The organism is Neisseria sp. HMSC03D10 (assembly GCF_001807625.1).
Taxonomy (GTDB): domain Bacteria; phylum Pseudomonadota; class Gammaproteobacteria; order Burkholderiales; family Neisseriaceae; genus Neisseria; species Neisseria mucosa.
Genome location: NZ_KV789497.1, coordinates 17,204 through 28,672 on the forward strand (window position 1 = coordinate 17,204; position 11,469 = coordinate 28,672).

At 50.7% G+C, this 11,469-nt stretch carries 10 protein-coding genes; 6 read left to right on the forward strand and 4 right to left on the reverse strand.

Going from position 1 to position 11,469, the window contains the following annotated elements:
• Positions 1 to 80 precede the first annotated feature (80 nt).
• Both HMPREF3066_RS01770 and uvrD read right to left on the reverse strand, forming a co-directional pair.
• Positions 81 to 1,676, reverse strand: coding sequence for a protein kinase domain-containing protein (locus HMPREF3066_RS01770; protein WP_168160644.1), 1,596 nt, complete (start codon positions 1,674 to 1,676; stop codon positions 81 to 83).
• 283 nt (positions 1,677 to 1,959) lie between these two features.
• Positions 1,960 to 4,167, reverse strand: coding sequence for a DNA helicase II (uvrD, locus tag HMPREF3066_RS01775; protein ID WP_070440065.1), 2,208 nt, complete (start codon positions 4,165 to 4,167; stop codon positions 1,960 to 1,962).
• Positions 4,168 to 4,312: 145 nt separating this feature from the next.
• On the opposite strand from uvrD, the gene HMPREF3066_RS01780 reads away from it, so the two are divergent.
• Complete coding sequence (locus HMPREF3066_RS01780; protein ID WP_070440097.1) at positions 4,313 to 5,005, forward strand: YgjP family zinc-dependent metalloprotease; 693 nt, start codon at positions 4,313 to 4,315, stop codon at positions 5,003 to 5,005.
• Positions 5,006 to 5,238: 233 nt separating this feature from the next.
• On the opposite strand, the gene HMPREF3066_RS01785 is transcribed toward HMPREF3066_RS01780, so the two are convergent.
• Entirely contained in the window at positions 5,239 to 6,297 is a 1,059-nt protein-coding gene (locus HMPREF3066_RS01785; protein WP_070440098.1) for an AI-2E family transporter, read from the reverse strand.
• 255 nt (positions 6,298 to 6,552) lie between these two features.
• Here HMPREF3066_RS01785 and HMPREF3066_RS01790 point away from each other — a divergent pair, with 255 nt between their 5' ends.
• Positions 6,553 to 6,849, forward strand: coding sequence for a hypothetical protein (locus HMPREF3066_RS01790; protein WP_039407352.1), 297 nt, complete (start codon positions 6,553 to 6,555; stop codon positions 6,847 to 6,849).
• A gap of 151 nt (positions 6,850 to 7,000) precedes the next feature.
• Here HMPREF3066_RS01790 and HMPREF3066_RS01795 read toward each other — a convergent pair whose 3' ends face one another.
• A complete protein-coding gene (locus HMPREF3066_RS01795; protein WP_070440067.1) occupies positions 7,001 to 8,233 on the reverse strand; it encodes a multidrug effflux MFS transporter in 1,233 nt (410 codons plus the stop codon).
• Positions 8,234 to 8,447: 214 nt separating this feature from the next.
• Between HMPREF3066_RS01795 and HMPREF3066_RS01800 the strand changes: the two genes are divergently transcribed.
• The 4 genes from HMPREF3066_RS01800 (at position 8,448) to HMPREF3066_RS01815 (ending at position 11,436) form a co-directional block, all read left to right on the forward strand.
• Positions 8,448 to 8,906: a DUF7832 domain-containing protein gene (locus tag HMPREF3066_RS01800; protein WP_070440069.1), complete on the forward strand. Its 459-nt coding sequence runs from the start codon at positions 8,448 to 8,450 to the stop codon at positions 8,904 to 8,906.
• Positions 8,899 to 9,984, forward strand: coding sequence for a glycosyltransferase family 4 protein (locus HMPREF3066_RS01805; protein WP_070440070.1), 1,086 nt, complete (start codon positions 8,899 to 8,901; stop codon positions 9,982 to 9,984). Before HMPREF3066_RS01800 ends, HMPREF3066_RS01805 begins: the two co-directional genes overlap by 8 nt.
• Positions 9,985 to 10,021: 37 nt before the next feature.
• Positions 10,022 to 10,600 (forward strand): D-glycero-beta-D-manno-heptose 1,7-bisphosphate 7-phosphatase, encoded by a 579-nt coding sequence (gene gmhB / locus HMPREF3066_RS01810; protein WP_045075091.1) that lies wholly within the window; start codon positions 10,022 to 10,024, stop codon positions 10,598 to 10,600.
• 83 nt (positions 10,601 to 10,683) lie between these two features.
• Positions 10,684 to 11,436 carry a lysophospholipid acyltransferase family protein gene (locus HMPREF3066_RS01815; RefSeq protein ID WP_070440072.1) on the forward strand — a complete coding sequence of 251 codons (753 nt, stop codon included), beginning with the start codon at positions 10,684 to 10,686 and terminating at the stop codon, positions 11,434 to 11,436.
• The last annotated feature ends 33 nt before the right edge of the window (positions 11,437 to 11,469 follow it).

Genomic DNA, 11,469 nt, shown 5'->3' on the forward strand with positions numbered 1-11,469 from the left:
ACCGTTTCAAAGCAAAGGTCGTCTGAAAAAACGATTTAGGTTTTTAAACAATCCTTATTCAAAAATAAAAACTTATAAATTTACAAACACCCTTTAATTGCCCAACCATACTTATCTCGAGTTTTTTCCTCAAACAAATCAACCAATTCTTCAGTTAACCCATCATTTTCAATAACAGCCTTTATAAAAATACTTGCTATTGTGTCCGGATGTATCTTGTTGATCGGAGTTTCAATAGGTGCCACCATAAATCCATATTTAATTAAAATCCTTTCCAATTCATAATGATTTTCTTTCGTCAACTCTATGGATACTCCTGTACTATCGCGATAATATCCGTGGTCAGCTTCTCTAGGATCAATACACTTACCCTCAAAAAAATAGGCACGATCTTTATAGTACTCAGGCTCACTTCTTTGAATAGGATTACCATTAATATCCAAATATTCAAATTTGGGAATTGGGGCTGTTTGTATAATGAAAAAGTTTTTATACGGAGTATCTCCTCTGTAAACATGTATCTTATCAATTTTACACTCTACTCCAAAACCATCTTTTAAATCCCCCATTATCCATAAATCATCTTTTTTATTCCAATTTTCGGCATGATTATCGCCCCCATCTTGATTCTTACACCAAAAATTTTCTCTTGTATTAATTCCATTAAAATTATTTAAAAATTCCTCAATTAATTTGGGATTCTCTAAAGTTTCTATTCTTCGTATAGTAGTACATGTTTGTCTGATAATCTTGTCCAAATCATAGATAGCATCCCAAACTCTCTTTTCAAAACTCTGCTCCCGTAAAAATCTTTCTCTATCACCATCTAAATTTCTAATTTCTTCATTGATCTCATCGATAGATTGGAATCTATCCTCCTGCCTACTGGCTAAACATTTATCAATGATTGCATCAAAAAATGGATGATCAGGTAAAGCCCTCATTCTTCTGCTACCTTCATGTGTATCCCCTGTTATCAACCATTGTATGATTTGACCTAATGCAAAAATATCACTAGCGAAAGTTGTTTCTCCTCCAGGGACTGATTGTTCAGGAGCACTAAATTTATAATTAGCTAGCCTTTCCCCACCTCTTGTCTCAGACAATCTATCGTATAATTCGGGATCGAAATGAGCAATTCCAAAATCCCCTATAACTAAATCTTCAATTTTATTTTCTTTTATATTGATATAAATATTTTCAGGCTTCAAATCCCTATGTATGATTGAGTTATGATGTAAATGACGAATGCCTTTGTAAAGCAAATTGAATATTAATTCAATATTTTCAATTTTTTCTTGGTTATCTTTAATATTATCTAAAAAAATCTCCTTAAATTTTTTTAAGGAGTAATCAAATTTTTTAGAAATAATGATATAGTAAAAATCATCATTTATTTTTATCTTGTCAAAATGATATTGAGGCAAGATGTTTTCATGAGACGGACATTGAGCAAACGTAAAATACTCATCTATAAACCTTTTTAATTTTCGCTCATCGCCATTAACAGTTAAGAACTTAATAGCATATTTTTTTCCATTTCTTTCAAATAAGAAAACTGTAGAATTCCCTCCATTACCTAGTTGTTCACTTGAAAAAGAAAATTCTCCAATATCAGTCTGTAGAGGAGATTCTTTTAATTGTTGATACAAAGATGGTTTGTTTGATGTAGTCACAATACATTTCCCAAAGAGTATTTTTTGATTAAGAATTAATCATCTAATATAAAAGATATACTTTTTAATGATTAATTTCTCGTGCAATTATACCTATATGTCTTAATAAAAAGAAACAATATTTGGCATGATTATCCCATAAGGCTGATCATGCCAATTTTTCACTACTTTCATTTCTACAAAGATTAGGAATGACGGCTAAAAGAGGTCGTCTGAAATTTTGGGTTTGATTTGTGGGCAAAGCCCACGCTACGGGTTTCAGACGACCCCTGCCATCCCTCTTTCACATCTCTTCCAATTTCGCAAATTTGGTATCCAGCTCTTTGACGCCCTGTTTGCCGAAGTTGATGGTCAGTCGGGCGGATTCGCCTTTGTCCACGGCATCGATAATCACGCCGGTGCCGAATTTGGCGTGGCGGACGTTTTGTCCGATGCGGAAGCCTGCGTAGGTTTGCGGCTGTTTGTAGTCGTCGATGATTTTGTCTTTGGACGCGGCGGTTTGGCGCGGGTTGCCGTAGCTGTCGTAGGCGGTTTTTTTGACGGACAGGTAGTGCAGCACTTCGGGGGGGATTTCTTCGACGAAGCGGGAGACGATGCCGAATTGGGTTTGTCCGTGCAGCATTCTTTGCTGCGCCATGGTGATGTAGAGGCGTTTGCGGGCGCGGGTGATGGCGACGTACATGAGGCGGCGTTCTTCTTCGAGGCCGCCGCGTTCGGCAAGGCTCATTTCGCTGGGGAAGCGGCCTTCTTCCATGCCGGTGAGGAAGACGGCGTTGAATTCCAAGCCTTTGGCGGCGTGGACGGTCATGAGTTGGACGGCTTTTTCGCCCGCGCCTGCTTGGTTTTCGCCGGATTCGAGGGCGGCGTTGCTTAGGAAGGCGAGGATGGGGAAGGCGGGGTCGTCTGAAACGTTGTCGGGCAGGATTTCGAAGTTGCTGTCTTCGGGTTTGAACTCGATGGCGGCGTTGACGAGTTCGTCAAGGTTGTCGAGGCGGTCTTGGTTGTCGCCTTTTTGGGTTCGGTAGTGTTCGGTCAGGCCGCTGTCTTTGAGGATGCCGACGATGATTTCGGGCAGGGGCAGTTGTCCGACTTGGTTGCGCAGGGCTTCGATGAGGCGGACGAAGGCGGCGATTTTGGCGGCTTTTGCGCCGGCGTTGCAGGCTGCCTGCCAAAGGGTGATGCCTTGTTCGCTTGAGGCCGTCTGAAGGTTTTCGATGGTGCGTGCGCCGATGCCGCGCGGGGGGAAGTTGATGACGCGCAAGAGGGCGTTGTCGTCGTCGGGATTGACGGCCAGGCGCAGGTAGGCGAGCGCGTGTTTGATTTCTTGGCGTTCGTAAAAGCGCAGTCCGCCGTAGATTTTGTAGGGTATGCCGCTGCGGAACAGGCTTTGTTCGATAACGCGGGATTGGGCGTTGCTGCGGTAGAGGACGGCGATTTCGTCCAAATCCCAGCCTTCGCGTTCGAGGGCTTTGGTTTCGTCCACGATGAATTGGGCTTCTTCGAGGTCGGTAAAGGCGGAGTAGTAGCGGATTTTGTCGCCTGCTTCGGCGTCGGTGCGCAGGTTTTTGCCGAGGCGTTCGTCGTTGTTTTCGATGACGGCGTTGGCGGCGGCGAGGATGTTGCCGACGGAGCGGTAGTTTTGTTCGAGTTTGACGGGCGCGTCGATGTGGAATTCTTCCATCAGCGCGGTCATGTTGCCGACGTGCGCGCCGCGGAATCGGTAGATGCTTTGGTCGTCGTCGCCGACGGCAAAGACTGCCGCGTTGCCGCCCGCCATGAGTTTCAGCCAGGCGTATTGCAGTTTGTTGGTGTCTTGGAACTCGTCGACCAGAATGTGGTTGAAGCGGTTTTGGTAGTGCTGGCGCAGGATTTCGTTGCTTTGCAGCATTTCGTAGCTGCGCAGCATGAGTTCGGCGAAATCGACCACGCCTTCGCGTTGGCAGATTTTGTCGTATTCGGCGTAGCATTCAATCATGCGGCTTGTGTGCGGGTCTGGCGCGCTCAACACGGAAGCGCGCAAACCGGATTCTTTTTGCGCGTTGATAAAGCCTTGCAGCGAACGCGGCGCGATGATTTCTTCGGCGATGTTGAGGGTTTTGAGCAGGCGTTTGATGAGGGAAAGCTGGTCGCCGCTGTCGAGGATTTGAAAGGAAGACGGCAGACCGGCATCGCGGTGGTGCAGCCGTAGAAAGCGGTGGCAGAGACCGTGAAACGTGCCGAGCCACATGGCGCGGACGTTGATGGGAATCATCGCGCCGAGTCGGGTTTGCATTTCTTTGGCGGCTTTGTTGGTAAACGTTACCGCCATAATGCTGTGTACGCTTGCCTGACCGGTTTGCAGCAGCCATGCGATGCGCGTGGTCAGCACTCGCGTTTTGCCGCTACCCGCGCCCGCCAAAACGAGGGCGGATTGCGGCGGCCAGGTTACGGCGGAAAGTTGTTCGGGGTTTAAGCCTTGCAGCAGATTGGGGGCGGATTGGTCGGGAAACATAGGAAGAGGCCGTCTGAAAAATGGGAATACGGTATTTTAATGGAAACGGCAAAGGTCGTCTGAAAAGATGTTTCAGACGACCTTTCGCTTGCATTCCACGATGCAAACGCTATATCCTCCGCCTAAAATCCATTCTTCCGAAACCATGACACACCTCCTCCACACCCTTGCCGACGGCACGCAAATCACCGTCGAACTCAAACGCAGTGCCAAGAAAAATCTGATTCTTCGCCCCGTCAATACGCAAACGGTCAGCATCAACGTCCCACCCTTCTTTCAAGACCACGCGTTGGCAAACTGGCTGGCGGCAAACGAAACGATTTTGCGGAATACACTTGCCAAAACGCCCGTACATCCTGTTTCCCACCCAAACTTACCCGAGTGGATTTGGTATCTGGGAGTAAAGACCAAGCTGGATACCCACAGCCAAAGCCATATCCGCATCACGTCGTCTGAAATCCTGCTTCCCAGAAAAGAAACTGCCGCACAAATCGACCACCTGCGCCGCCTGTTGAACGAACGCGCCCGCGAATACCTGCTGCCCCGCCTTGAAAAACACGCAGCCGAAACAGGGCTGACGCCCGCTGCCACAGACCTGAGCAACGCCAAAACCTTTTGGGGCGTATGCCGCCCGCACACCGGCATCCGCCTCAACTGGCGGCTGATCGGCGCGCCCGAGTACGTCGCCGACTATGTCTGCATCCACGAACTCTGCCACCTCCGCCACCCCGACCACAGTCCGCGCTTTTGGCATTTGGTGAACACGCTGACGCCGCATACCGACAATGCTAAAAGTTGGCTGAAGGCGCACGGGCGGGAATTGTTTGTTCTTGGGTGAAGGGTAACCGTAGCGTGGGCTTCGCCCGCGAGAATCCGTCCTCTCCCGTCCGGCTGGAGAGAATTGGAGAGAGTGTGGCTCTTGCCCCTTATACCGTATATCCGCAAGCCACCCCCATCCTAACCTTCCCTCACCAGCCGTGGGAAGGGATCAGGTTGCCGTAGCTGAAAAAAGGTCGTCTGAAAAACCTATTTCGAGCTTTTCAGACGACCTCTCTGTATTACCGCATCAACTCAAATCAGCTTCTGCTGTTTCAACTCATTCTTCAGATACGCATAATAAACCGGTGCGACGATGATGCCGCCGACGCCGAAAATCCGTTCGAACACGACCATCGCCACCAGCAATTCCCATGCGCTCGATTCGATTTCTGAGCCGATGATTTTCGCGTTCAGAAAATATTCGAGCTTGTGGATGACGACCAGAAACACCAGCGAAGCGACTGCCACATATAAAGATGCGCCGAGGCTCAAGATGATAATGATGGTGTTGGAAATCAGGTTGCCCGCGACGGGAATCAGTCCAACGATGAAGGCGATGACTAACACGGTTAGTTTAAACGGCAACTCCACGCCGAAAAGCGGCAGAATCAGATAAAGGTACACGCCCGTCAGCGCGGTATCGATCAGTGAGATTTTGACCTGCGCCAGAAACACGCGCTCGAAGCTGGTTTCGAAGTTCACAATCCGCCGCACCAGCTCTGCCTTGAAGGGCGGCATTTTGCGGCGGTTTTTGCGCATGTTGAGGCGGTGGAAACTGAGCATTGCGCCGATGATGATGCCGATAAGGATATACACGAACGAGGTGAAGCTGTTTTTGCTGATGCGCGTCAGCGCAGCACTGTATTCTTCAATCAATTTGACCGCATAGGCTTTGATTTCGGCGGTATTGTTGGGCAGCATGTTCAAAACCGATGGCGGCAGGCTGCTGCTGTTTTTTGTGTCTTCCAAAATCGCCGCCAGCTTGGTCAGCATCACGGTGATGTGCCCGCCGTGAATCAGGTGGTAAATCCCCAGCGACATCAAGAGGATAACCGTCAATACGATGCCTATGGTCAGCGTGGTCGAAATCAGGTTGATATTGTGCGCGTTGAGCGATTTGTGCAAAAACGTATTGCGCGCGAGCGTACGGCGGCGCAGCCAAAGAATCAGGCCGTTGGTCTTGGTGATGAAGACGTAGGTCAGTATCACGGCGAGCAAAAGCGGCAAAAAGTGGAAATACAGCACCGCAAGCAGGGCAAGCCCCATCAGGATGTAGGATGCATTGCGGAATCGGGGGTGTTCGAAAATCATCGGATGTAATGCCATGAAATATATAAATTTAAACAATCAAGCTATGAGGTGCGATTAATAAAGCAGGACAAAGGGGTTAACCCTCCTTTTGAAACTTTATTTCAATTTCGCTCGAGCTGACTTCGGTTTACAAACAAACCGTTACAATAAAAACTCAATCGCACCAAGTGGTTATGCGGTTGTCTTTACGCAAATTGCCATTTGGCATTTGACGGAATGATTTTATCAGACAAATTTCCCGAAAGGATATTACACATGAAAACATTGTCTAAATTGACCTCTCTCGTTCTTGTTTCTGCCGGTCTGATCGCTGCTCCTGTGGCTATGGCCCAACCTGCTTCCGGCAAAGCCGCTAAGGCAGAACACGTTCACAAAAAAGCCAATAAAGCTAAAAAACAAGCCAACGAATTGAAACAAGACAAAGCCGCCGAAGCTGCAACAACTGAAGCCACTTCTGCCGATGCCGAAACCAATGCGTTGGGCGAACAAGGTCAGGCTGCAACCCAAACCGCACCCGCAGCCACTCCGACAGAACAAGCTCCTGCAAAATAAGCAGGATGATAGTGGACTGAATTAAAAGAGGGATTTTATTTCCCACGCACCGTTTTGACGGCTGTCGTCCTTTTTGAATTTAGGCCATTAAATGTCTACCGCAAGCAAAAGGTCGTCTGAAGATTTCAGACGACCTTTTGCCGTTCACGATTCACACATATTCGCTTTTATTGTTTTCTTTCCAAGCCTGATGCGAGCAGAGCCAAAGCAACACAATCCCGCACGCCGTCGAGGTCAGCATCATGCCCGCCATCACCAACGCAGAACCATTGTGCAGCCGCGTCGCCAACAGCCCCACGCTTGCGCCGATGATGGATTGGAACACGCCCAATACCGCGTTTGCGCTGCCGCTTTCCTGCTTGAAATAAGCCATAAAGCAAGCCTGCGTGTTCGCGCCGACCAAGCCCTGCGTGCCTACCGAAAACATTACACAAAGCACCAAAGCCCACATCGGCGGCAGTCCCATCGACCAGACCAGCAGTACCATCGTCAGGTTCGCCACAAACTGCACGATAATGCCCCATTTCAAAATACTTTGCGGGTGCGCCCCCGTTTTCAGCCGCCATGCCGTGATGCGGTTAAACGAAGCCATCGTGAGGATGTTCAGCGCAAACACCCAAGCGTATTGGCGCGGTGTAACATGGTACAGTTTTTGGTAAACAAAAGACGATTCCGTCAAAAATGCAAACATCGAGGCAAAGCTGAACGCTTGAAAAAACAGATAGCCCATCGCCGCCCGCGTCTTCAGCACTCTGGCGAACCTGCCCGCCACTAGTCCGAAAATGTCCATCCCGATTTTGCCCGTCTGCTTTGGACGCGGCAAGAAAGCAAACACCAAGATGAACAAAACAAACGAATACGCCGCCAAAAAACCGAAAATAAAACGCCAGCCGCCCAATTCCTGCAACAGAGAGCCGAACATAGGTGCAATCAGCGGCACGACCATCAGGATAATGCCGATTAAGGCAAACATTTGCGCCGCCTCCCTGCCCGAATAATAATCGCGCACCATCGCCCCGACGATGACCACCGTCATCCCCGCTCCGAACGCCTGTACGGCACGCAGGTTCAACAGCCCGTCCACCGACTGCACCATCGTCAGCGCGACAACGGCCGCAAAATAAATGCTCAAACCGACCAAAGCCACAGGTTTGCGCCCCTTGATGTCCGAAACCGCGCCGCCGACAACCTGCCCGAACGCCACACCGAACATAAACAAAACCAAACTCTGCTCGATACGGTGGATATCCGCGCTCAAAGATTGCGCCATTTCAGGAATGGCGGGCAGGTAGGCATCGACCGAAAACGGCATCAGGGCAACCAACATCGCCATCAAAACCGCCATTTGCTTTTCGCCCAGCGGGGCGGGGGTGGATTGGGACATAAGGGACTTTCAGAATGTTCAAACGAAACAAACCGCCCTGACATATCCTAGGCGGTTGAAATAAAAAGAAGTATATCATGTTTTCATACCAGGCCGCAGCATACTCCCCCTATTAACAAAGAGGTCGTCTGAAAAACGTCCCGACAGATTTCAGACGACCTCTCCCGTTTTCCGTTACAATAAACACCCCCCGAATCACAGCACATGACCGTCCATGTACGACAATATCCGCTTCCACCTAGACGAAGAATATCCCGAAGGCCTGCCGTCCGAAAACGCCGCCACGCATATCGGCATGTACTGGATATGGGCGGCGCAGGCAGGGCTGGCGAATCCCGTTTGGCAAACCGCCCCCGAAAGCGCGGAAGATTTCGCCAATATGCTCAAAGGCAGAACCAGCGGTCGCCGCTTCCTGCTCAAACACATGGACGGCGCGCTCACGCCCGACGACTTCACCGAACAAGGGCGGCAATTCACCACCTATTACTACGACAATGAAGAAGACGGCTACGGCGCATTCTTAGAAGACTACGTCCGCACCCTCGACACCCCGTCGCTCGGCGGCTTCTACCACGTCCCCAACACCCCCGAAATCTACAAACGCCTCAAACCCGTCTTTCAGGCAGCGTTTGAGCAATGGAAAAACCATTTGGAACAGTCAAAAAATGATTAAAACAATCGACTTGACCATTAATTGCCTCCGGCATGGAGGCGGCATGGAAAGTTATGCCTTCGACCTGATCCGCGGTTTGAGCGCGCAAAATATCAACATCAACGCTTACGCCGCCAAAATCGACACAAGCACGGCAGAATACGCCCTAGTCAACGCCTGCCTTGTCAATCAAACCCTCATGCCCAAAAAACTGCGGCCGTTCTTCTTCAGCCGCGCCTTCAAAAAAGTCCGCCGCGAAACCAACCTGCTTATTGCCTGCAACCCCTGCGACCATGCGGATATATTCGCCTGCGGCGGCACACACTTGGGCTACCTGCATAACATGGAGCAAAAAACAGGCCTGCTCGACCGCCTCACCATCCGCCGCAACCGCAGCAACTACGCGACGGCCAAATCCATCATGGCACATTCGCACCTGATGCAGCGCGAACTGACCGCGCTCTACGGCGTGCCGTCCGAAAAAATCCACGTCATCCACCCGCCCGCCGACACCGCCCGCTTCTATCCCGCCCCCGATGAAACCGCCGCCGTCCGCGCGAAATACGGCTTTCAGGACGACGAAACCGTGTTCCTGTTCCCCTCGACCGGCCACAAGCGCAAAGGACTCGATTTGCTGGCGGACTTTTTCGAACACACCGACCTGCCCGTCAAACTCGCCGTCGCCGGTTCGCCGCTGCCGCGTCCCATGAAAAACGTCGTCGAACTGGGTTTCTGCAAAAACATGCCCGAACTCTACCGCGCCGCCGACTTCACCATCATGGCGTCCCTGTATGAGCCTTTCGGACTGGTCGGCGTCGAATCCGTCTTGTGCGGCACGCGCGTCGTCCTCTCCGACAACATGGCATGTACCGAAGTCATGAACGATGAAGCAGGCTTTTTCTTCTCGCGCAGCCGCCCCGAAACACTGGCCCAGGCCGTCGTCCAAGCGGCCGCCCTCAAACAACAAGGCAAACATAAACTTACCGACCCGATGCAGGCATTAAACTACAACCCGACATTAGAACACCACATCAGCCAAACCATAGATATGTTGGAGACCGTCCGAATAAACAAACCACCCGTTTTCAGACGACCTTAATATCTAAACCGACCCCAAACTTCTGACAGGAACATCCGTGAAACTCATCATCCTCGACCGAGACGGCGTCATCAACCAAGACCGCGACGACTTCGTCAAATCCGTAGACGAATGGATACCCATCGAAGGCAGTATGGACGCCATCGCCTTCCTGACGCAGGCAGGCTACAACATCGCCGTCGCCACCAACCAATCCGGCATCGGCCGCAAATACTTCACCGTCCAAGACCTGACCGAAATGCACGCCAAAATGCACCGCCTCGTCCGTCAGGCGGGCGGCGAAATCGACGGCATCTGGTTTTGCCCGCACACCGCCGCCGACAACTGCGACTGCCGCAAACCCAAGCCCGGCATGATTTACGACATCCTCGAACGCTTCAAAGCCGACCCTGCCGAAACCTGGCTGGTCGGTGACAGCCTGCGCGACCTGCAAGCCATGCACGAAGCCGGCGGCAAAACCGCGCTCGTCCTGACCGGCAAAGGCAAGAAAACCTTGTCGCAACAGGAAAAAGAATTACCCGAAAACACCCAAGTCTTCGACAGCCTGCTCGCCTTCTCCCAATACATCATGCACGAGTCCGCACAAGACCTTACAGACGGACAGGCAAACCCATAAATACACGAGGTCGTCTGAAACCCTGTTTCGCCCCGTTTCAAGCCCAAACAAGATTTCAGACGACCCATCCGACAGGTAAAAACATGCTCCTCATCCGCAACCTGACCTACTGGTTCATCCTCAGCACCAGCCTGATTTTACTTTTCCCCTTCATGCTCCTCGCCCTGCCCGTCCAAGGCGGCGCGCACAAAATGGCGCAAATATGGGTACGCATCCTCAACTGGTCGCTCAAACACATCATCGGACTCAAATACCGCCTCATCGGTGCCGAAAACATCCCCGACCGCCCCTCCATCATCTGCGCCAAACACCAAAGCGGCTGGGAAACCCTTGCCCTGCAAGAAATCTTCCCGCCGCAGGTTTACGTCGCCAAACGCGAATTGTTCAAAATCCCCTTCTTCGGCTGGGGACTGAAACTCGTCAAAACCATAGGCATAGACCGCAGCAACAGCCGCGAAGCCAGCAAACAACTGATGGAACAAGGCATGGCGCGCAAAAACGAAGGCTACTGGATTACCATCTTCCCCGAAGGCACACGCCTGCCGCCCGGCGAAAAAGGCCGCTACAAACTCGGCGGCGCGCGCATGGCGAAAATGTTTGAAATGGACATCGTCCCCGTCTCCCTCAACAGCGGCGAATTTTGGCCGAAAAATTCCTTCCTCAAACACCCCGGCACCATCACCGTCGTCATCAACCCCGTCATCCCCCACAGCAGCGGCACAGAAGCTGAATTGATGGCGGAATGCGAAAAACGGATTGAAGCGCAACAACCCCTTATCGAAGGAAAAGGACCGTTTGCCGCAAAAAATAAGAAAACAACAGCATCGCCATCATGATAAAAGGTCGTCTGAAAATCAGTTTTCAGACGA

Excerpts from the sequence above, each read along its gene's own strand:
- HMPREF3066_RS01815 (WP_070440072.1), top strand. The coding sequence starts at position 10,684 with ATGCTCCTCATCCGCAACCTGACCTACTGGTTCATCCTCAGCACCAGC.
- HMPREF3066_RS01800 (WP_070440069.1), top strand. The coding sequence starts at position 8,448 with ATGTACGACAATATCCGCTTCCACCTAGACGAAGAATATCCCGAAGGC.
- uvrD (WP_070440065.1), bottom strand. The coding sequence starts at position 4,167 with ATGTTTCCCGACCAATCCGCCCCCAATCTGCTGCAAGGCTTAAACCCC.
- HMPREF3066_RS01805 (WP_070440070.1), top strand. The coding sequence starts at position 8,899 with ATGATTAAAACAATCGACTTGACCATTAATTGCCTCCGGCATGGAGGC.
- HMPREF3066_RS01790 (WP_039407352.1), top strand. The coding sequence starts at position 6,553 with ATGAAAACATTGTCTAAATTGACCTCTCTCGTTCTTGTTTCTGCCGGT.
- HMPREF3066_RS01785 (WP_070440098.1), bottom strand. The coding sequence starts at position 6,297 with ATGATTTTCGAACACCCCCGATTCCGCAATGCATCCTACATCCTGATG.
- HMPREF3066_RS01795 (WP_070440067.1), bottom strand. The coding sequence starts at position 8,233 with ATGTCCCAATCCACCCCCGCCCCGCTGGGCGAAAAGCAAATGGCGGTT.
- HMPREF3066_RS01780 (WP_070440097.1), top strand. The coding sequence starts at position 4,313 with ATGACACACCTCCTCCACACCCTTGCCGACGGCACGCAAATCACCGTC.